Source organism: Mucilaginibacter terrenus, assembly GCF_003432065.1.
Taxonomy (GTDB): domain Bacteria; phylum Bacteroidota; class Bacteroidia; order Sphingobacteriales; family Sphingobacteriaceae; genus Mucilaginibacter; species Mucilaginibacter terrenus.
In genome coordinates, this window is sequence record NZ_QWDE01000005.1 from 57,625 (window position 1) to 80,363 (window position 22,739).

The following is a 22,739-nucleotide window of genomic DNA, read 5'->3' on the forward strand; positions in this document are numbered from 1 at the left end:
AAAAGTGTTCAGCTTTTTTTGTGCCGATGCAATTTTAACACCTTTTTTACTGCCTTCAGGAACTTTGAAAAAAGTGCGAAACAACACCAATCAGGCAGTTTTTTAAACAAAACGCCCGCAGCTACCTTTAAAAACCACACCAATTTTACAAGCTATTTTCACTTTTATTTGCAAGTAATACTATTTATTACAGGTAAATAAAAAATCGCTTAAGCACAAAAAAAGAGGCTGCCCTTTTTGGGACAGCCTCTGTAATATTTAGAGGAACTGCTTAAGCCAGTTTCCTTTTTACTTCTACATTTTCGTAGGCTTCCACAATGTCACCTACCTCTATGTTGTTGTAATTGGCTATGTTCAAACCGCACTCGTAACCCTGGTTAACTTCTTTAACGTCGTCTTTATAACGTTTAAGTGAAGCCAGTTCGCCGGTGTGCACTACAACACCATCGCGGATGATGCGGATCTTGCTGTTACGGGTAATCTTACCATCCAGTACCATACAGCCGGCAATTGTGCCGACCTTGCTGATCTTGAAGGTTTCGCGGATCTCCACGTTTGCAACAATCTTCTCTTCAAAGGTTGGTGCAAGCATACCTTCCATCGCCGCCTTGATCTCGTTGATCGCGTCGTAAATGATGGAGTATAGCCTGATATCGATCTGCTCAGCCTCAGCCAGCTTACGGGCACTGCCTGAAGGGCGTACCTGGAAACCAATGATGATAGCGTCTGAAGCAGAAGCCAGCAATACGTCTGATTCGGAGATCTGACCAACTGCTTTGGAGATAATGTTAACCTGTATCTGCTCGGTAGAGAGTTTCAGTAACGAGTCTGATAACGCTTCGATAGATCCATCCACGTCACCCTTAACAATAATGTTAAGCTCCTTAAAGTTACCAACTGCCAATCGGCGGCCAATCTCATCAAGCGTAATGTGTTTCTGCGTACGCAAACCTTGCTCGCGCTGCAACTGCAGGCGCTTGTTGGCAATCTCACGTGCTTCAACCTCACTATCCAGCGCGTTAAACTTATCACCCGCGGTTGGCGCACCCTGCATACCCAACACCTGTACCGGTGTAGACGGGCCTGCAGATTCTACACGCTGGCCACGTTCGTTGGTCAACGCTTTTACACGCCCGCTGTAACAGCCTGCAAGTATCGGGTCGCCCACTTTAAGGCGGCCTGCCTGTACCAATATGGTGGTAACAATTCCGCGGCCTTTATCAAGCGCTGCTTCAATTACGGTACCTACCGCACGTTTGTTAGGGTTAGCTTTAAGCTCAAGTAACTCGGCTTCCAGCAATACTTTTTCTAACAGCAGATCAACATTTAAACCGGTTTTTGCAGAAATTTCCTGTGTTTGGTATTTACCACCCCATTCTTCTACCAATATGTTCATGGCAGATAACTGCTCACGTACCTTATCGGCGTTAGCGCCCGGTTTATCAATTTTGTTGAAAGCGAAGATGATTGGCGCACCGGCAGCCTGCGCGTGGTTTATGGCCTCGCGGGTTTGCGGCATCACGCTATCGTCTGCAGCTATTACAATAATAACAATATCTGTTACCTGTGCACCCCTTGCACGCATAGCGGTAAACGCTTCGTGACCAGGTGTATCCAGGAAGGTAATTTTTCCTTTGTCGCCAGGGAGGGTAACCTCGTAAGCACCAATGTGCTGAGTTATACCACCCGCTTCACCACCAATTACGTTGGTTTTGCGTATAAAGTCCAACAGCGATGTTTTACCATGATCGACGTGACCCATAATGGTTACGATAGGTGCACGCGGTATCAACTGGTCCGGATCATCCGGCATGTCCAGGTTGGCTTCTTCGTCCTGTGGTTTTACAAACTCTACCTGGTAGCCAAACTCATCTGCAACAATGCTCAGGGTCTCGGCGTCCAAACGCTGGTTGATGGATACGAACATACCCAGGCTCATACAGGTAGAGATGATCTGCGTTACAGATACATCCATCATTATGGCCAGTTCGTTTGCGGTAACAAACTCCGTAACCCTTAACACCCTCGACTGAGCATCCTGCTCCATTGCCAGTTCTTCAGCACTTGCAGCAACATCATCACGTTTTTGACGACGGAACTTTGCACGCTGCGCAAACTTGCCAGACTTCCCTGCTCCGCTTAAGCGTGCAAGTGTAGCCTTGATCTGGTCTTGTATATCTTTTTCTGTTGGTTCTTCTTTAGGACCGGTGCTTTGCGGAGCATTACGGTTGTTCCTGAAATCGGGACGGTTTCCACCACCCGGGCCACCTTGCTGCGGCGGACGGTTCCTGAAATCCGGGCGATTAGGATTGATTGTTCCGCTTGGCGGTGGTTGAGGAGCGTTTCCACCCTCTTTACGCTTGCGCTTACGTTTATTTTCGGCACTGTTAGGATTGTTAGCAGATGACGAAGCAACAGGACCACCACGTTTAGGTGTTTCTACCGGCAATTGTATCTTGCCAATGATCTTCGGTCCTGACAGGCGCTCAGCATTCGCGCGAATAACTTCGTTCTCCTCTTCTACAGGTGCCTCCGCTTTTGGCGCTTCTGCAACAGGCGTTTCAGCCACAGGTGAAGGTGCTTCCGCTTTTGGCGCTTCAGCAACAGGCTCAGCCGCTTTTGGCGGTTCCGGTGCTTTTGGCGCTTCTACAGCGGCAGGTGCTGCAACAGGTGGTTCAGCCACGGGTGCAGGCACTTCTGCTTTCGGTGCTTCTGCAACAGGTCCGGCCGCTTTTGGCGGTTCCGGTGCTTTAGGCGCTTCTACAGCGGCAGGTTTAGCAGGCTCGGCAGGCTTTTCAGCAGCAACAGCCGGTTTAGCATTTAGGTTGTTGAGGTCTATTTTACCTACCACCTTTACGCCGGGCAAACCGTCTGTGCGTTCCTCTGCCGCCTTAGGGGCAGCAACAGGCTCAGCAGCAGGCTTTGGCTTTTCGGCAGCAGGTGCCGAATAGTGCCCGGTGTTTTTAATAAGTATCTCCTCGTTCTCGAAATCACGGGAACGGCGTGGTGCTTCGGCAGGTTTATCAGTCGCTGTTAGCGGCTCTTCCTTCCGTATCTTACCAATACTTATTTGCTTTGCTTCTTCTTTAATTACTTTATCCGCAGCAAACTCCTTCAGCAATGTAGTGTACATGTCGCTGTCCAGCTTGGCCATCGGATGTTTGTCCACCTTGAAGCCTTTTGTAGCCAGGAAGTCGACAAGAGTACCCATCCCAATGTTGAGTTCTTTTACCGCTTTTATTAACTTTATTGATTTGTCTTCTGACATTTATTAAATTTTCTCTGCTAATTATCGCAAAAATACGATTTTAATTTTGCTTATTCTGTTTATTCGAACTCAGCCTGCAGAATTGATAAAACTTCTTTAACAGTTTCTTCTTCAAGGTCGGTACGCTTAACAAGCTCGCCAACAGAAAGGGAAAGAACCGATTTAGCGGTATCCAGCCCGATGCGTTTGAACTCGTCAATTATCCAACCATCAATCTCGTCTGAGAATTCTTCAATATCCACGTCCTCATCATGCTCGTCTGCCTCGCGGTAAACGTCAATTTCATAACCTGTCAATTTACCTGCCAATTTTATGTTATGACCACCTCGACCGATAGCTAATGATACCTGGTCTGGCTTTAAGTAAACTGCCGCTGTCTTTTTCTCGTCGTCAAGCTTAATTGATGTTATCTTGGCCGGAGACAGTGCACGCTGTATATATAACTGTATGTTGTTTGTAAAGTTGATAACGTCAATGTTCTCGTTCTTCAACTCGCGAACGATGCCATGTATACGTGATCCTTTCATACCTACGCAAGCACCCACCGGATCGATACGGTCATCATAAGATTCTACCGCAACTTTCGCACGTTCGCCCGGTTCGCGTACGATCTTTTTGATCGTGATCAAACCGTCAAATATCTCCGGAACTTCCATCTCGAACAAGCGCTGTAAAAACTCAGGCGCTGTACGCGAGATAATGATCTTAGGATTAGCATTCAGCATGTCTACCTTGCTAACCACAGCACGTACACTGTCCCCTTTTTTGAAGTAGTCGGCAGGTATTTGCTCTGTTTTTGGCAATAAAAGCTCGTTGCCTTCATCGTCAAGCACCAGGGTTTCTTTTTTCCAAACCTGGTAAACCTCGCCGGTAACAATCTCGCCAACGCGGTCTTTGTATTTTTTAAATATTTCGTCTTTTTCCAGTTCCAGAATTTTTGAAACCAGTGTTTGGCGTGCAGCTAAAATAGCACGGCGGCCAAAGCTCTCTAAAGTGATCTGCTCCACGTAGTCGTCGCCAACTTCCAGGTCAGGGTCTATTTTATGTGCTTCAGCAAGTTCAATTTCCAGGTCGTCGTCCTCGCTGAAACCGTCTTCCATAACGGTGCGTGTACGCCAAATTTCAAGGTCACCATTATCGGTATTTACGATAACGTCGCAATTTTCATCAGTACCATATTTTTTCCTGATCATGCTCCTGAAAACGTCTTCAAGCACACTCATCATGGTTGGGCGATCGATATTCTTAAAATCTTTAAACTCCTGGAAGGAATCGATCAAATTAATATTGCTCATTTTCTTACTTAAATGATATTAAAACTTTTGTTTCTGATATGTTTTCTGTGGGAATCACGCTTTCAACAACTTCTGCTTTCTTCCCTTTTTGCTTTATAGTTTCGTCAATCGTTATCGTTCCGCTGCCGGCAGCTTTAAGTATGCCTTCACGCTTGGTTCCGTCTGCCATTTTAATACCCAGGTTACGGCCAATATTCTTTGTGTATTGGCGCTCCAGCGTAAGCGGAGTATCAATGCCTGGCGATGATACCTCCAGGTTGTAGGCGGCCTCTATCACGTTCTCTTCCTCCAGATGAAAACCTACGTGCCTGCTTATGGCTACACAATCATCTATACCAATGCCATTGTCACCATCAACCAAAATCATCAGCTTGCCATTGGAATGCATTTTAACATCTACCAAAAACAGGTTGGGTTTGTCGGCTATTTTTTCTTCTACCAGCTCGGTTACCCTTTTCTCGATATTCATAAACTCCCGGTCGGTTTATTTTGAACGATAAAATAAAAGAGGGGACAAATCGCCCCCTCTTTTTAAATTCGGATACAAATATACAAATTATTTTTTATTGCAAATGTTATTGCTTAAAAATCAAATCGGTAAACTGCTGTTTGCCCACCTGTTTAGTGCCGCTGATGTAGTCTGAAGATTGCTTACCAGCATCATACCTGTACCATCGTACAAAGTAGGGCTGTCCTTTTACAAAAGGCGTATCCGGAGTGAAGACCACAACACTGTCTGCAACAACGTATTTACCGGGCTGCGCGTTCTGGTAAGCCTTCAGATCTGTATCGGCAGGCATTTTATAAACCTGTACAAGACTCTGCCAAACCTGCGCTGACGAGTCATGAGCCAGTTCACTCACCACCTCGCTGCTTAGGCCGGTAAATTGAAGCGACTGTTTATTATTAGTTAAGGCGATGTGCACGATGTTAGAGGCAGCACGCTGCTTTGTACACGCCGACAAAGCAAAGCCTATAACCATCAGTAAACCTGCCGTTCTTACCATTGCCTTACTTGCCCTTAAGTGTTTCTTCAAACAGTTTGTATATGCGTTTGTACTCGTCGGTCCAGCTGCTGGGCTGCACAAAGCCGTGGTCCTCTACCGGGTACGATGCCAGCTCCCAGTTCTCTTTATGCAGTTCTATCAATTTTTGTGTAAGCCTGATAATGTCCTGGTAATTTACGTTCTGGTCTACCATGCCATGCAGCATCAGCAGGCGCCCCTTTAAGCCGTTCGCAAAATAGATAGGTGAACTTTGCCTGTAAGCAATCTCATCTTCAAAAGGTTCGTTAAGGATGTTCGACGTGTAACCATGGTTGTAGTGTGCCCAATCAGTAACGGAGCGTATGGCCCCCCCGGATGCAAATACATCCGGCTGGGTAAACAGCGCCATCAGCGTGATAAAACCGCCGTAAGAGCCACCGTACAGTCCCACGTGTTTAGGGTTAACACCGTATTTATCTACCAGGTATTTTACACCGTCCACCTGGTCGGTAAGGTCACGGCCGCCCATGTGGCGGTAAATGCCCGTACGAATGTCGCGACCGTAGCCAGAGCTGGCGGTATAATCAATGTCCATAACGGTGTAGCCGTTATCCACCAGCATATTATTAAACATATACTCACGGAAGTAGCTGCTCCACCAGTAGTGCGCATTTTGCAGATAACCTGCCCCGTGCACAAAAACCACCGCAGGCTTTGCCGGGTCAGGGTTTTTAGGGGCATATACCCGGGCATAAATATCGCTTCCGTAACGGTTCTTAAAGCTGATCACCTCGGGTTCGCGCCAAGGGTAGCTTTTGAACTCAGCACTTATTGAATTGGTTACCTGTACCGCCTTTGCACCGGGCTTGTTCGGTTGCAGGTAAAGCTCCCAGGGTTTGTTAGAGTAGGAGTAGCGTATAGCCAGCCACTTTTCATCAGGCGAAAGATCAATCTCGTTGCCGCCCTTCATAGTGGTTAGTTTTACGGGTGCACCGCCGCCAGCCGGGATCTTATAAAAAGCCGTAACGCCAGGGTGCTCTATATTGGCGGTGAAGTAAAAGGTTTTCTTGTCGTTTGATAAACGCAGCGTTTGCACTTCCCACTTCCCCGAGGTAAGCTGTTTTTTGTTGCCGCTTACCACATCTGCAACATACAGGTGCGAGTAGCCGCTGGCCTCGCTCTGGTAATAAAAGTGGGTGTTGTCTAACCAACCTAATGTACCGTCGGCAAAAAACCCGCCCGTACCGGGGCCACCTATCCACGCTTCGTCTCGCTGGCGGTCCAGCAGGCTTAGCTTACCGCTTGCAGCATCCAGCTTCATTATCCAGCGGTCTTTATTATCCTGCGATTCTACTACAACAACGGCATACTTGCTGTTATCGTTCCATATTACCGCGCTGATGTCCACCTTACGGTCGGCATTTGCTTTTTTACGTTCTTCCAGTTGTTTAGAGTAATCTTTAAGGTAGTCAGGCAAGTCCTTTATGCCGGGGATCTCTTTTGTGCTGATGGCGTAAACGGTATCACGCTCCCGGTCGAAAATGTAGCTTACTGATGTGGACTGCGGAGCGCCTACCTTTGTACGGTTAGGTATATCTTCGGTATAGCCTGATGCAGTAACGTAGTTGGGCACAATCGCGTTCTTTGCACCTTCGGCAGGCTGTACGAGGCGGTAAGTAACAAACCGCTCATCCGGACTTATTTGTACCGAACCAACACGCTTATCGCCAAAGGCAAGTTCTTTTAACCTGCGTGCAGCCAACTCCTTGCGCTCAGCAGAATCAAGCTTGCGGTCTTTTTCCTCTACCTTTATAATATCAAACAGTTCAAGCTGCTGCTTTTTAAGCCACTTTTCCTGCGCGTTATCTCCGCCCTTCTTACCCGTTGACGAAGCTGTCTTTACAAAATTGGTTAGCTGCACCAGTTCACCTTTTGCAAAACTTAGTTTATAAAGGTTGTTGTCTTTTGAGTAGATCACCGCACTTTCGTCACCGGTAAAAACAGGATTGCTCTCCCTGTCAGATGTATAGGTGAGCTGGGTGGTTTTGCCAGAGGGAAGGCTAATCAGAAAGATATCTCCATTTTGCTCATATATCTTTTTAGTGTGATTTTTATTCCAACGTCCATTTTCGGGCGGCAGGCTTTTGTGTTCGTTCACACTAACCAGCTGTGGTTTAAGGTTACCGGTGGTTATCGAATACAGGTCGTCACGCTCGGCATTGGTGGGGTTCCATGAAAAGTATACCTTGCGGCTGTCGTCGCTCCAGCGGATGTTTGATGGTGAGGTGCCTATCCATTTAGGGTCGCGCATTATTTTTTCTATAGTAAGCGGGCCAAGGTTTTGTGCCGAAGCAATAACACAGGAGAATAAAAGCGGCAGGAATAAAAGTTTCTTCATTTAATCGGGCATAAATACGCCGCAATTTAGCAGTTTAGCAGATAATCTTACCGGGATAAGCTTATTGTTACAATATGGAGCTCAAAGATGGCAAAGTACTATTAAGACGACTACGTCCTGAGGATGCAGCGACGCTTCAAATGCATGCTGACGATGAGGGCGTCTCTGCCTATTTAAAAGATAGGTTTCCTTATCCTTACACCATCGAGGACGCCGAGTTTTTCATTAACCTAAAGATGAATGAGGACCCTCAAACTGTTTACGCCATAGACACTGAGGGTGAATTTGCCGGGATGATAGGGCTGGACTTGCGGCAAGATGTATATTGCAGAACACCGCTGATCGGCTATTGGCTCGGTCGCACTTACTGGGGTGCAGGAATTGCTACCACCGCTGTAAAATTGCTCACCAGCTATGCCTTTAATCAACTGGACATGATATGCATACAGGCATTTGTCTTCAGTGAAAATCCTGCTTCGATGCGGGTGCTCGAAAAAGCAGGGTATCAAAAGCAAGGCATCCTAAAGGGATCGGTAATTAAACGCAGCAGGATTATGGACGAGCATGTATACGCGGCTTATCCCCAAACTCAATAGATCTTTTTGTAAAACTCCTTAACTGCACCAGCCGGATCTAACGACAGATTCACCGCCGCAGATACTGCTATACCGTAAATACCCGTTTGCAGCAGCCGCTCTACATCTTTTAGCTGTACACCACCAACTGCTATTACCGGCACGTCAATGTTCAGCTTTTCCAGCTCGCGGTAACCGTTGTAGCCCAGCAGTGGTTTGTTATTAGGCTTGGTATCAGTATGCGCAAACGGGCCATAACCGCAATAATCTACCACGCCGCTATCCTGTACACGCTGCAATAAAGTCGGGTTGGTAGCCGAAGCGCCAAGAGTTTTGTCATCACCTATTGCCTGGCGTATTGATGCAAAATCAGCATCAAAATCTTCGATGTGCACACCTTGAGCGTCAACTTTATCCAGTAAATGATAATGATTGGTCAATATGAGCGTTGCGCCCCAGTCGTCGCAAATAGCTGCTATCTCATTTATTTCAGGAATGAGCTCTTCGTTAGTTTTAGACATGCAACGGTATTGCACCCAGTTAGCTCCTGCTTCGCAGGCTATACGGGCTTGCTCAACGTGGCTGCGATTTGGGAGATCCTGTGTGAGATAGTGGAATTTAGAGATATATTTTTTCATGGGTAAATAGTTAGCCATCTGCGGCTTGGCAAAGGTAATCGCGCCGGGCAATTAATCCTTGTTTCGCGATAAAACTAGTTAGTAAATTTTGCGTTAAATTAGCACCTATATACCCGTTAACACCGTCGCCAAAAATGAAAAAAGTATACCTGCTGATATTGAGCTTCTTTACACTTGCCGCATCTGCACAAAACATAGACCGCAGCAAATTCATCAAAGACAGCCTTGATAATTATGTTAACCGGGCGCTTACCAACTGGCGCATTCCGGGTGCTGCGGTGTGCATTGTAAAAGATGGCAAAATTGTATTCATGAAAGGCTACGGCACAAAAGAACTGGGGATAATGAACAAGGTAGACGAGAATACGCTGTTCATGATAGGCAGCAATACCAAAGCCTTCACTGCCACTGCCCTGGCTATGCTGCAGGCAGATAAAAAGCTTTCTTTAGATGATAAAGTGACCAAATACATACCTGAATTCAAGCTGGATAACAAACCTGCCGCGGAGCTGGCCATTATAAAGGACCTCCTTTCTCACCGGCTTGGATTTAGAACCTTCCAGGGTGACTTTACTTTTTACAACTCCAACCTTACCCGGCACGAGGTAATAGATAAGTTGGGGCAAATGAAAGCAACCTACCCCTTCCGAACTACCTGGGGATATACCAACTCAGCATTTTTAACTGCCGGAGAGATCATCCCGAGGGTGACGGGTAAACAGTGGGAGGCCTATTTAAAAGAGAACATCTTTGCTCCTCTGGGGATGACCAACACCCTTGCTTTAAGCGCAGACATGCCAAAGGCGCTGAACAGAACCGTTCCTCACACTTTGGTTGACGGCCGGCTAATGGCTATCCCTTACGCCAACCTCGACGGACTGGCGCCCGCAGGGTCAATCAGCTCGTCTGCCGCGGACATGGGCAAGTGGGTAATGGCACTGCTTAACGATGGCAAGGTGGGGAACCGCCAGGTAATTCCCGCAGCAGCCATACAGGCCACCCGCCAGCCGCAGGATATAGTGGGAAGTACCCGACACCTGAACGGCGAGACCAACTATGTGCTTTATGGACTGGGCTGGATGATACAAGACTACAGCAATCACCGGCTTGTGATGCATGATGGTGGCGTAAACGGCTACGTTACATCCGTTACCCTGGTGCCGCAGGATAAGCTTGGCATAGTTATCCTAACCAATACCGACAAGAATGCCTTTTTTGATGCACTGCGCTGGGAAATAATGGATGCATACTTTAAACAGCGCTTCCGCAACTATAGCGAGGTTTACCTGGCACAAAGCAAAGCAGAGTCGGCGGCAAGCCTTGAAGCTAACCGTAAACTGCGTGATACCGTTGCTATGATGCGGAAACCACAGCTTTCCATGGACAAATACACCGGCAAATACAGCAACGAGCTATACGGCAACATGGAAGTGATACAAGGCGAAAACAACACACTTGAAATGCGCTTTGAACATCATCAAAAGATGTTTGCCAAATTACAGCCGCTCGGCGGCAACCGCTTCTATGTAACCTTTAGCGACCCAACATTCGGTAAAGCCATATTTCCGTTTTTTGTTCAGGATAATAAAGTTACGGGAGTAAGAGTAAAAGTAGCCGACTTCGTGGAGTACAACCCGTATGATTTTAAGAAGGTGAATTAGAGCGCTCTGTTTGAACCTGAGAGCTTTATTGTTATACCTGGATGGTCCGGATCATCCAGGCAATTCATAATTGTTTAAATAAGTCTTTGTTATTCCTTTAGCTCATCGTACTTTTTTACCTGTTGATCAATAATTACCGGCGTTAACGAGTGAAGGTAAGCCAGCATCTTTGGCAGGTACTGTTTAAAGTTATGATAGTGTTGCCGATTGGCTTCATACTTCTTCGCCTGAGTTTCAAGTAGTGGCAAAAGCACGCATTTATATTCACCAATATGAACTTTCCTCAGGCGTTTTGCTTCCTTGCTGTTGCCCATCGCAACGGCAGTCCTTATTTCTCCAAGCCGCACTAAATGCTCCACTACACATATGTACCAGTTATTGATGTAGTGCGGTGCTAATGATTTTTGGAGTGCGACCGTAAACAAGGCAGAGTCCTTTTTGATCTGATCCGCCAACTTCTCAACCTCGGGGTTTACGAATGTATGTCCGATCTCATGTTTGGTTAGCAGGTGAGTGACCTCCGGATTATCAAATCCGAATTTTTTATAGGCACGCAAACTGTTTTGCATCGGAAGCATCCGGTTCGAACTCATCACTATTGACGGTATAAAACCCTGCGGCGAAACGATACGCGGACTGGTACCGCGATAATTATCTGCGCCGGCTGTAATTGGCATAGAAGGAACCACAAAAATCTTATAAGCAGGAAACTTCTTGCCATACCACTTTTCCAATGCCGGAAATGATGCCACATCGACATCTTTCGTCACCTCAGCTATTGTTCCTTGATAGAATGCCTTATTTTGTTCAAGAAACAAAGCAACATTGGCTTGGTAGTAAAACTTTCTTAGGCTGTCGGTAAGTTCAGCAAGCACCTGAGTCATTTCCGGATGGTTACCATCACCATCAACCAGTGGTGAGTTATAAAGCGGGCCTGTAGCGGGGAACTCTTTCTGATTGACAAGGTAGTCCATTATAGGCGAGTTGTCCTGATAGGTATCTTTAACTTGTTTGATCAATTGAGCTATCCGCAAAACGGTCGAATCATTCGCATGATTCTTAAATTGTAAATACCCATAGTAAACTATTGGCTGGTGTGCATAGTTCCAATCTTTATGATCGAACACAAAATCATTAATGCGTTCTACTGCAAGCTTTTCAGCAAAAAAATAAGTTTCAAGGTTAACGTTATACGCAACAGTTACCTTAGAGCGGAGGTGATTATTGGTTTGTGCCCAGCAACATTTTACCAATAACATAAGCATCAACAGACCCTTCATTTACTTTTTGTTATAAATTTAGGCCTAACCAACTCAGGTACAATGTATAATATTGCTATTTTTTATCGCACAGGCGTTTACTCCGAAAAACTTTTTTAAAGCAGTATTCAGATGGGTACTGTCGTAGAACCCGGTGGCAAATGCAACATCTTTTACAGGCGCTCCATTTAGCAGCAAACTCTTGGCTGCCTTTAACCTGCTTATTGTTACATAGGCCTGAGGTGTAATGCCTTTTGCAGCTTTAAACCTCCTGATAAAATGATACTTACTCATGCAAAAACTGCGGGCTAGCCAATCTAAGGTTACTTTTTCAAAACCTGCTTCAGATATCATTTCATCAATACGTGTAAATACATCTATATTTTGTTCGCCAGGACCAGTTGAATATTTCGCCAGATTTTTAATTATCCCATCAAGGTGTGCATTGCAGATAACACTACCATCAAATAAAGCATTAATAGCGTTAGTAATACATTGGTCTTCTATAACTCTTTCCAGTTTATTTACAGCCTTTCCTTTATTGAAATATTTTAGTACTTCCGGATTTACGTAAAGTGTTTTGTAGCTGTAACCACTCTCATCTAATGAGAAGTTTTTATGCGCCTCATTAGCCTGAGTAATAGAAATGGAACCACTAGTGGCGTAATAGGTTGATTGCCGGGTTTGCAGCACCTCCGTTCCATCGGTGATAACAGAAACGCAGTAGTAATCGTGCATATGAAAGGGGAAATAATCGACTTCATTTGCCGACATAAACATCTCTGTATTATCAAGAGAGCTACTTCTAAGGTACTTGAAAAACGCCATCGTGTTTTACTTTTATGTCGCTAAGTGTTATTTCTTTTTGCTCGATGCCATATAATCCAGCGTTAAATTACACAGTGCTTTAACGCCGAGGGTAAATCCGCTTTCATCTATGTAAAAGTCCGGCGTGTGGTGAGAGGGGGCTGTTAAAGAGTTCCCTCCTTTAGGCATCCCTCCCAGAAAGAAAAATATGCCCGGAACCTTTTGCTGAAAGAAGCTAAAATCCTCCGCGCCGGTTACGGGCGGTACCAGCAGCACGTTGTTTTTGCCCGCTGTTGTCTGTAGTGTAGGAAGAATTTTCTGGGTAAGAGCAACATCGTTAAAAGTTACCGGGTATTGGTTGCTATAGGGTATTTGCACCTCGGCGGTTGCACCATAAGCCTCTGCGGTTTTAATGGCAATACGCCGCACATTCTCCGTAAGTAACTTGTGGTCGACTTCTGTAAAATAGCGTAACGTACCATCCATCTGCACACTTTCCGGAATTATATTAAAGCGGGTACCACCTTTTATCGCTCCTACGGTTACAACCGCCGGGTTCTCCGTAATATTAACATTGCGGCTTACAATGCTTTGCAGGCAGTTTATGATCTGCGCTGAAACAACTACCGGGTCAACACTGCTCCATGGGTAGGCGCCATGTGCTGAGCGGCCTTTTACTGTAATGCGCATATCGCTTACCCCTGCCATGGTGCCGCCCGGACGATAAGTGATCTTACCTACTTCTGTCTGAGAGTTGATGTGCAAACCAAATACCACATCCACTTTAGGGTTCTGCATTACGCCTTCGGCAACCATTTGCTCAGCACCACCTTTTTCACCTGCCGGGGCACCTTCTTCGGCAGGCTGGAAGATAAATTTCACTGTTCCGTGTAAATCGCCCTTCATATCAGACAGCACTTTGGCTACGCCCATTAATATTGCCATGTGCGAGTCGTGCCCGCAAGCGTGCATAACGCCCACCTGCTGCCCATTGTACTCGGTAGTCACAGTTGATTTAAAAGGTAAATTATTCCGCTCCGTTACGGGCAGGCCATCCATATCTGCACGCAAAGCAACAACCGGCCCGGGCTTTGCACCTTTTAATATCCCTACGACTCCGGTAGTTGCTATACCGGTTTTCACTTCCATACCCAGCGAGGTTAAATATTTAGAAATAATGCCGGATGTGCGTACCTCTCGGTTGCCTAGTTCCGGGTGTTCGTGAAAGTCACGCCGCCAGGACACAATTTGAGTTTGCATGGCATCAGCTTTTGTTGCAACAGCTTTTAGGTATTGGGAGGTTTGTGCGTTAGCATAAAGAACCGACAGGGAAAGTAACAAAGTATACCGCTTTTTCATATTGAGGGATTTGGCAGCATAAGTTAAGCTAAATGTGTCGAAAATTCATTGGCCTTGCACAAACTCGGAATAACAAAAAAGCGACGGTGAGGTGCCGTCGCTTTTAATTATGCTGGATTAATATCTTTTACTTAAAACTTAGCAAGTCGATGGTAAATATCAGATTAGCATTACCTGGAATTTTGCCTGATCCATTTGGTCCGTAAGCCAACCCAGATGGAATGATAAGCAATATACGGCCACCTGATTTTACATGTGGCACCCCAAATTGCCACCCTTTAATTAAAGATGTTAGCGCATATGTAATATTGCCACTCTCAAACTGTGTACCATCCAATAGTTTACCAACGTAATTAACTGTAACAGTAGAACTTAATGTTGGATTTGTACCATTACCCTCAGTAAGCACCTGGTAATATACACCAGAAGGATCTTTTGTTGCATTGATGCTTGGGTTAGCAGCCAGGTAAGTTTGAATAGCGGCATCATCAATGGCAGCTTGCTCGCTGGCGCTAATAGTCTTGTCTTTCTTGCAGGCAGATAAGCCAACAATTACGAAACTCAGAATAAATAAAACTTTCTTCATATGAGTGGTAACGGCAAAACTGTACGTTACGATACAGTTGTTTTTATTTTTAGTTCGTTCATTTGCGCTTCGGCGATAGTGGATGGCGAGTCTATCATTACATCACGGCCAGAATTATTTTTAGGGAAGGCGATCACATCGCGTATAGAATCTAAGCCAGCGAATATGGAGGCCAGCCTGTCAAAACCGAATGCAATACCACCATGCGGAGGTGCGCCAAACTCAAAAGCATCCATCAAAAAGCCAAATTGCTTTTGTGCTTCGTCTGCAGAAAAGCCCAGGTGTTTAAACATAAGCGATTGCAAACCACGGTCGTGGATACGTATTGAACCACCACCTATTTCGGTACCGTTAATTACAAGGTCATAAGCGTTGGCGCGTACATCACCGGGGGCTGTGTCCAGTAAGGCAATATCTTCCGGCTTAGGCGACGTGAACGGGTGGTGCATGGCGTGATAGCGGCCAGATTCTTCATCCCATTCCAGCAGCGGAAAATCGACCACCCAAAGCGGCGAGAACTTATTTTTATCGCGTAAACCTACACGGCCGCCTATTTCCAGGCGCAGCTCGTTCATTTGCTTGCGTACTTTGTCGGTTTGGCCGGCAAGGACCAGGATAAGGTCGCCCTTTTCGGTTTCCAAAGCTGCCGACCATTTGGCCAGCTCTTCTTCATTATAAAACTTATCTACAGATGATTTGATGGTGCCATCCTCATTGTGACGGGCGTAGATCAAACCTGTTGCACCGATTTGCGGACGCTTTAACCATTCGGTTAATTCATCTATTTGCTTGCGGGTATAGCTTGCGCAGCCTTTAGCATTAATAGCTACTACCAGTTCGGCATTATCAAAGACACCAAAACCTTTGCCTTTTACAACGTCAGTCAGTTCAACAAACTGCATCCCGAAACGGGTGTCAGGCTTATCGGAACCGTACAGGCGCATAGCATCTGCGTACTGCATACGCGGGAAATCTTCAAATTCCACACCTTTTACATGGCGGAACAGATGACGGGTTAACCCCTCAAAAATATTCAGGATATCTTCCTGTGTGATGAACGACATCTCGCAGTCTATCTGGGTAAACTCCGGCTGGCGGTCTGCGCGCAGGTCCTCGTCCCTAAAACACTTAACAATCTGGAAGTAACGGTCAAACCCGCTTACCATCAGCAACTGCTTAAAAGTTTGCGGTGATTGCGGCAGCGCGTAAAATTCACCCGGGTTCATGCGGCTGGGCACCACAAAGTCGCGCGCGCCTTCCGGTGTAGATTTAATAAGCACCGGGGTTTCTACCTCTATAAATTCAAGGTCAGATAAATAACGGCGTATCTCCTGTGCCATTTTGTGGCGAAGCACCAGGTTGTTACGTATAGGGTTGCGGCGCAGGTCCAGGTAGCGGTATTTAGCACGCAGTTCCTCACCACCATCAGTCTCATCCTCTATCAGGAAAGGAGGGATCTTTGCAGCGTTAAGTACCTCAAGTTCGGTTACCTGTATCTCAATTTCGCCGGTAGAAATTTTTAAGTTCTTGTTGGTACGCTCAAGCACCTTACCGGTAACTTTTATCACAAACTCGCGGCCAAGACCGCGGCTGGTTTCACGCAGCTGCGCGTCGCTATCGGTATTAAATATCAATTGGGTTAAACCATAACGGTCGCGCACATCAATAAAGGTAGTGCCGCCCAGGTCCCGCGATTTTTGCACCCATCCGCAGAGGGTTACTGTCTCGCCTAAATTGCTGATATTTAATTGTCCGCAAGTGTGTGTACGTAGCATAGTTTCCTTGTTAAAAAGTCTGCAAAAGTATGGTTTTAGTCGGAAAGTCAGAGAGTCTGGGGGTCCGAAAGTCGGGCTAAGTGTAAAAAGTGCATACTTATCTTCAGACTTTACTGACTTTTTTGACATACGGCCACAAAAAAATATATCTTTGCCGCATAATTCTCAAGGGGTGCCTTGCTTTGAGCAATCAAACTGAAAGACAGGCTGAGATCAAACCCATACCCCCCATCCCCCTGAAGAGGAGCTATTAACTTAAGTCGACTAAGTAAGTAGCTCCGCTAACACAGGGCCGGGGAGTGACACCTGATCCGGGTAATGCCGGCGTAGGGAGAGGTAACAAGTTAAGTGTACTGCCGTTTTATCCCGGCGAGCAGATGGTTTAACTCATTTATTGTTCAAACATTTTGAAAAACTTTTTTGCGGCGCTTATCGCCCTGCTGCTGCCTGTCCTGGCATCAGCCCAACTTTCCATCAGCGGAAAGGTTACTAATCAAACCGGCGAAGCACTGCCGGGCGCAACCATCACCTTAAAACAAACTGCTTCGTCCACCGTAACGGACGCGGCAGGCAAGTATCAGTTCAACAATCTTGCTAACGGCACTTACACCATTGAAGCCAGCTACGTAGGCTACACTATCAACAGCAAATCTGTTGTTTTAAAAGGTAGCCAAACCATCAACTTTATACTTAGCGCTAACGCAACGAGTATTGAAGAGGTTACGGTTACCGCGACAAGGGCGGGCAAAAATTCGCCCACCGCTTTCACAAACGTAAGCAGGCAGGAGTTGCAAAAGCGCAACTTTGGGCAGGACCTTCCGTACCTGCTCAACCAAACACCGTCGGTAGTTACAACATCAGATGCAGGTGCAGGAGTTGGTTACACAGGTATCCGCATCCGTGGCAGCGATGCTACCAGGGTAAACGTTACCATAAACGGTATCCCCTACAACGATTCAGAAAGCCAGGGCTCATACTTTGTTGACCTTCCGGATATTGCATCCTCTATCAACAACATCCAGGTGCAGCGTGGCGTAGGTACATCTACCAACGGCGCAGGTGCATTTGGTGGCAGTATAAACATCCAGACCACAACACGCAGGGACACCGGTTATGCAGATATCAGCACATCGGCAGGTTCGTTCGGTACTGTTAAAAACACTGTGAACCTGGGTACCGGATTATTGGGCGGTCATTTTAGTGTAGATGGCCGTTTATCACGCATTCGCAGCGACGGATATATAGACAGGGCCTCTTCAAATTTGAAGTCATTCTTCGTAAGCGGTGCCTACTATGGCAAATCTAGCACTTTGAGGGCTAATGTTTTCTCGGGCTACGAACGTACTTACCAGGCCTGGAACGGCGTGCCGGATTACATTATTGGTGATAATACTATTCCCAACAACCGCACGTATAACGAATTGGGGTTGATGCCTGACGGGCAATACTACAAAGACCAGGTAGATGATTATACACAGAATCATTACCAACTGTTGTACGATCAAAAATTAAGTGACAAACTATCCTTCAGCGGCGCGTTGCACTATACCAAGGGCAAAGGTTATTATGAGGAATTTAAGACTGATGCAGCCGTAGCTAACTATGGCTTAACACCGGTTGTTATCGGCACAGATACTATAAGCAACACCGACCTTGCCCGTCGCCGTTGGTTGGATAATGATTTTTATGGCGTGACATATGCCCTTAAGTATGTGCCAACAGACGCACTTAACTTAACACTGGGTGGCGCTTACAACCGTTACACAGGCGCGCATTTTGGCAATATTATATATACCGCGCAAAGCGCAGGTATTACACCAAATTACGAGTACTATCGTGATGATGCCAAAAAGAACGACTTCAATATTTTTACCCGTGGTGAATATAAGGCGGGAGACGTGACTTTATATGGTGACCTGCAGTACCGGAGGGTAGCTTATTCTTTCTTCGGCCTCGACCGTAACTTAAACAACGCACAGCAAGAAGCAACACTTAACTTTTTCAACCCTAAAGTTGGTTTAACTTACCAGTTTAATGCCGACAACAACATTTATGCTTCATTTGCCGTAGGCCACCACGAACCTAACCGTGACGACTATGTTAACTCCACGCCGGTAACAAGGCCCAAAGCAGAAAGCCTTAAAGACTTTGAAGCGGGCTACCGTACTACAAGTGAGATTTTCAAAGGTGGCATTAACCTGTTTTACATGTTGTACAGTAACCAGCTAATATTAACAGGTGCTTTAAACGATGTAGGCGAGCCAATACGGCAAAATGTTAAGGATAGCTACCGCGCCGGTATCGAGCTTGATGGCCGCGTTAAGATTACCGACAACTTTAGCTGGGCGGCTAATGCAACCATCAGCACCAATAAAATTAAAAATTACGGCCAGTTCTTTTCAAACTACGATGATAACACGCTGGTAGGGCAAACATTTAAGAAAACTGATATTGCTTTCTCGCCGTCGTTTACCGGTTATAGCGAATTAAGTTATGCTCCATTCAAAGGCAGCGAGATCGCTTTTGTAAGCAAATACGTGGGCAGCCAGTATTTAGATAATACTATGAACACCAACCCTGCTGGTTTCCCGGTGACCGGTGATAACCGCTTTATAACCGACCGAAAGCTAAACAGCTATTTTGTGAATGATGTAAGGCTTCGTTACAATTTCAGCGTACACTCAGTGAAAAATATTGGTTTAGGCCTGCTGGTTAGCAACGTATTCAGCAAAAAGTACGAGGCAAATGGCGCAACATATCCCGATATTGAAGGTGGACAAGTAGTTAATTACAACTACTACTTTCCACAGGCAACACGAAACTTCCTGGCTTCTGTAACCTTAAGTTTCTGATCAGATACAACAACCTACAAAGGCAGCTTATTTAACAGATAAGCTGCCTTTTGTTGTTTAAAGATGAATGGATTACAAGTTGTGGTATGATAACGACTGTCAAGTTTTGCCAAATAATTATTTAAACCGGGGTTTCGTTTAATTTTTTTTATTTTTATTGACGAAATATTTTGTTAACCGCACCCTTGTTGCAAGATAGGTTCATTATCTACTGGTACTATTTACACTTATGAAAATGATATTTAGCGCTGATTTAAATACAAAAGGATTAAAAAAATGGAGCAGCCGTGCAGGGGCTTTAACCCTTATTGCCGTTTTACTACTTGCAACTGGTTGTAAAAAAGCTGGTGAGCCAATTATAAAAAATGAAGGCAGTGGTGGTGTACCGGCAACTGCAAATCTTGATAAGATAGTAGCGTTTAAAAATTTTAAGAAAACACCATCTATCGGTTATGACCTTGTTGCAATTGGCGACTCTTACATTCAAGGTGATTACTACACCCTAAATTTGAAAGGCAAATTGATAAATAGTGGCCTTTCAGACGGTGGGCCGGGTTATTGCAGTTTCGGCCGTTTTGATGAAAGCGACTCTAACTCTATAGACAGTTCTATCGATCCATCTCAACTAACGTTTACTTATAGCGCACTGCAGTGGGCACTTAACCAGGCAGATGCAATTGGCCCATGCGGAGATGTAAAAAGCAATATCGACAATGCTCCTATAAATGTTGTTTCTACTATCCCTCTCAATACAATGACCATCATCTATGAGCAACACCCTGGTGCAGGAAGTTTCCGGTACAGGGTAAATGGCGGGGACTGGACAACCGTAAGTGCCGAAGCGGCAAATAGTACCATAGCAAATGTTATTGTAAATACATCAGCAGCCGGATCCGTTATTAACCTTGATATCGAGTCACTTAAAGCAGGGCAGCGTTTTTGCGGCGTAGTGGGTAGAAAAAGCGGCAATTTAACAGTTCACAAGGCGGGTATGTCTGGTGGTATTGCTGTGTTCTTTGGTCAAAATGATCAGTGGAGAGACGCGGTAAAAGTGTTGAATCCGAAAGGCGTGATCATAAGTTTTGGCACGAACGAAATGGAACTAGGTATTGAACCGGAAAACTTGCGGGTGAATGTACAATACATAATAAACAGGGTGAGAGAGGCTCATCCTAATTGTGATATATTGTTAATGTGCCCGCCGGAAACAAAGTACGAAAAACTTGAGCCAAAGGCTTACAAGATTGCCGACTACGGTGCCGTACTATACCAGCTTGCTTTAGAAAACAATACCGCATTTGTAAATCTCGCCGCCGTTTTCCCTCATTTCAGCCAGGCATCTATCGACCAGGGTTACATGAATGCTGATGGCAAGCATCCTGGAGAAAAGGGTGGAGAGTTGATAGCCAAAACCTTGTACGACGCATTTAATAAATAACATAAACTCAATTTCATAATAAAGGCTGCCCACATACGGCAGCCTTTATCTTTTAACCGAGGTGCTGTTTTCTACTAAACGGTTATATAACATAAATATCACATTGGATGTAAAACGCATTACCCATATTTGCGTTTTGTTAACATTTACCCAATGAAAGTTAAGTATCTTCTCTTAGCCGCGCTATTGTATTCAGCCGGTAGTTTCGCACAAAACAAAAAAACATCTCCAGCAATACAAACTACTTTACCAAGGCCCAAGCTCGTGGTTGGGATAGTTGTAGACCAGATGCGATGGGATTACTTGTACCGATATTATGACCGCTACCAGGCGGGTGGTTTTAAGCGCATGCTTAATGAGGGATTTACATGCGAGAATACCCTTATACCTTATATACCAACAGTAACAGCTATTGGCCATAGCTCTATTTATACCGGCTCAGTTCCTGCTATTCATGGCATTGCCGGTAACGACTTTATTGTACAGGCTACCGGAAGATCAATGTACTGCACTGAAGACACTACGGTTAGTACTGTTGGCAGCACCTCCATAGCTGGCAAAATGTCTCCCAAAAATTTGCAGGCCAGCACCATTACAGACGAGTTGAAGCTTGCCACCAACTTCCGCTCCAAAGTTATCGGTATAGCGTTGAAAGACCGTGGCGGCATACTGCCAGCAGGGCATGCAGCAAACGCTGCCTACTGGTTTGACGATGCAAGCGGCAACTGGATAACAAGCACGTTCTACATGAATGCGCTTCCGGCATGGGTAAATACCTTTAATGCGGGCAAGCCTGCAGAAAAGTACCTAAAGCAGGACTGGAACACACTTTACCCTGTAAACACCTATTTACAAAGCGCTGCAGACAATAGCCCTAAATACGAAGGCAAATTTGCAGGAGCCGAAACGCCTACCTTCCCGGTAAAAACTTCGGAGTTATATAAAGGCCGAATGGGCATGATCCGCAATACACCGTACGGCAACTCCATGACTCTGGACCTCGCCCGCGCCGCGGTAGATAACGAGAAAATGGGACAGAACACGGTAACAGACTTCCTGGCGGTGAGCCTGTCGTCTACCGATTATATTGGCCACCAATTTGGGCCTAACTCTATAGAGGTTGAAGACACTTACCTTCGCCTGGATAAAGATCTTTCGGCATTTTTTACTTTTCTCGACAGCAAGCTTGGCAAAGGTAATTACAGCGTATTCCTGAGCGCCGACCACGGTGCAGCTCATAACCCCAACTTTCTTATAGACCACAACATTCCTGCAGGTTATTGGGACGAAAGCGCTGCATTAACACAACTTAATACTGCCCTGGAAAACAAGTATAAAACGAAGGGGCTTGTAAGATCACTATCTAATTATCAGGTAAACCTTAATTATACATCGCTAAACAAGGAAAAGATAAGCGAAGAAGCTGTTAAGGCAGATTGTATCCAGTTATTGCAAAAACAGGCTGGCGTTGCTTACGTAGTAGATATGCAGCGGGCGCAAACAGCAAATATTCCCCAGGATTTACGTACACGTATTATAAACGGCTACAATGCCGAGCGCAGCGGGGCTGTACAAATAGTACTTAAACCCGGTTGGTATGGCGGCCATGGTGGCACCGGTACCACGCACGGCACCTGGAACCCTTACGATGCACATATTCCATTAGTGTTTATGGGTTGGGGTATTAAACATGGAAGCCTTGTTCGTGAAACGCACATGACGGATATAGCAGCTACCCTTGCAGCGCTGTTGCACATACAGGCACCCAGCGGTAATATAGGAACTCCGATAGGTGAGGTATTGAAATAATACCTCATTTCAGTATCTTCAGCCCATAATTAG

The 22,739-nt window shown here is 45.7% G+C and carries 16 protein-coding genes; 5 read left to right on the forward strand and 11 right to left on the reverse strand.

What is annotated here, in order from left to right; translation table 11 throughout:
• Window positions 1-271: 271 nt before the first annotated feature.
• From infB to DYU05_RS19010, 5 genes are all read right to left on the reverse strand, one after another.
• A complete protein-coding gene (gene infB, locus DYU05_RS18990) occupies window positions 272-3,268 on the reverse strand; it encodes a translation initiation factor IF-2 (protein WP_117384739.1) in 2,997 nt (998 codons plus the stop codon).
• A 59-nt stretch (window positions 3,269-3,327) separates the two neighbouring features.
• Window positions 3,328-4,563 carry a transcription termination factor NusA gene (gene nusA / locus DYU05_RS18995; protein WP_117384740.1) on the reverse strand — a complete coding sequence of 412 codons (1,236 nt, stop codon included), beginning with the start codon at window positions 4,561-4,563 and terminating at the stop codon, window positions 3,328-3,330.
• 4 nt (window positions 4,564-4,567) lie between these two features.
• The gene (rimP, locus tag DYU05_RS19000; protein WP_117384741.1) at window positions 4,568-5,032 is read right to left on the reverse strand and encodes a ribosome assembly cofactor RimP; all 465 of its coding nucleotides are present in this window, start codon (window positions 5,030-5,032) and stop codon (window positions 4,568-4,570) included.
• A gap of 106 nt (window positions 5,033-5,138) precedes the next feature.
• Window positions 5,139-5,600, reverse strand: a complete 462-nt coding sequence (locus DYU05_RS19005) for a hypothetical protein (RefSeq protein WP_133300266.1) — start codon at window positions 5,598-5,600, stop codon at window positions 5,139-5,141.
• A complete protein-coding gene (locus DYU05_RS19010; protein ID WP_117384743.1) occupies window positions 5,575-7,947 on the reverse strand; it encodes a S9 family peptidase in 2,373 nt (790 codons plus the stop codon). Before DYU05_RS19010 ends, DYU05_RS19005 begins: the two co-directional genes overlap by 26 nt.
• A gap of 74 nt (window positions 7,948-8,021) precedes the next feature.
• Between DYU05_RS19010 and DYU05_RS19015 the strand changes: the two genes are divergently transcribed.
• Entirely contained in the window at window positions 8,022-8,543 is a 522-nt protein-coding gene (locus DYU05_RS19015) for a GNAT family N-acetyltransferase (protein WP_117384744.1), read from the forward strand.
• On the opposite strand, the gene DYU05_RS19020 is transcribed toward DYU05_RS19015, so the two are convergent.
• A complete protein-coding gene (locus tag DYU05_RS19020; protein WP_117384839.1) occupies window positions 8,537-9,160 on the reverse strand; it encodes a thiamine phosphate synthase in 624 nt (207 codons plus the stop codon). The genes DYU05_RS19015 and DYU05_RS19020 overlap by 7 nt on opposite strands.
• 134 nt (window positions 9,161-9,294) lie before the next feature.
• Here DYU05_RS19020 and DYU05_RS19025 point away from each other — a divergent pair, with 134 nt between their 5' ends.
• Window positions 9,295-10,821: a serine hydrolase gene (locus DYU05_RS19025; RefSeq protein ID WP_117384745.1), complete on the forward strand. Its 1,527-nt coding sequence runs from the start codon at window positions 9,295-9,297 to the stop codon at window positions 10,819-10,821.
• An 89-nt stretch (window positions 10,822-10,910) separates the two neighbouring features.
• Here the strand turns inward: DYU05_RS19025 and DYU05_RS19030 are convergent, their stop codons facing one another.
• The 5 genes from DYU05_RS19030 to aspS form a co-directional block, all read right to left on the reverse strand.
• A complete protein-coding gene (locus DYU05_RS19030) occupies window positions 10,911-12,101 on the reverse strand; it encodes a DUF4932 domain-containing protein (protein WP_117384746.1) in 1,191 nt (396 codons plus the stop codon).
• Window positions 12,102-12,134: 33 nt separating this feature from the next.
• On the reverse strand, window positions 12,135-12,908 hold the full coding sequence (locus tag DYU05_RS19035) for an AraC family transcriptional regulator (protein ID WP_117384747.1): 774 nt from the start codon (window positions 12,906-12,908) through the stop codon (window positions 12,135-12,137).
• Window positions 12,909-12,935: 27 nt separating this feature from the next.
• Window positions 12,936-14,246 (reverse strand): amidohydrolase, encoded by a 1,311-nt coding sequence (locus tag DYU05_RS19040; protein ID WP_117384748.1) that lies wholly within the window; start codon window positions 14,244-14,246, stop codon window positions 12,936-12,938.
• Between the two features lie 127 nt (window positions 14,247-14,373).
• A complete protein-coding gene (locus DYU05_RS19045; protein WP_117384749.1) occupies window positions 14,374-14,832 on the reverse strand; it encodes an FKBP-type peptidyl-prolyl cis-trans isomerase in 459 nt (152 codons plus the stop codon).
• Between the two features lie 26 nt (window positions 14,833-14,858).
• Window positions 14,859-16,607, reverse strand: a complete 1,749-nt coding sequence (gene aspS, locus DYU05_RS19050) for an aspartate--tRNA ligase (protein WP_117384750.1) — start codon at window positions 16,605-16,607, stop codon at window positions 14,859-14,861.
• A gap of 407 nt (window positions 16,608-17,014) precedes the next feature.
• Here aspS and DYU05_RS19055 point away from each other — a divergent pair, with 407 nt between their 5' ends.
• From DYU05_RS19055 to pafA, 3 genes are all read left to right on the forward strand, one after another.
• A complete protein-coding gene (locus DYU05_RS19055) occupies window positions 17,015-19,459 on the forward strand; it encodes a TonB-dependent receptor (protein ID WP_117384751.1) in 2,445 nt (814 codons plus the stop codon).
• A 229-nt stretch (window positions 19,460-19,688) separates the two neighbouring features.
• The gene (locus DYU05_RS19060) at window positions 19,689-20,897 is read left to right on the forward strand and encodes an SGNH/GDSL hydrolase family protein (protein ID WP_117384752.1); all 1,209 of its coding nucleotides are present in this window, start codon (window positions 19,689-19,691) and stop codon (window positions 20,895-20,897) included.
• 153 nt (window positions 20,898-21,050) lie between these two features.
• Window positions 21,051-22,706, forward strand: a complete 1,656-nt coding sequence (pafA, locus tag DYU05_RS19065) for an alkaline phosphatase PafA (RefSeq protein ID WP_117384753.1) — start codon at window positions 21,051-21,053, stop codon at window positions 22,704-22,706.
• Window positions 22,707-22,739 lie beyond the last annotated feature (33 nt).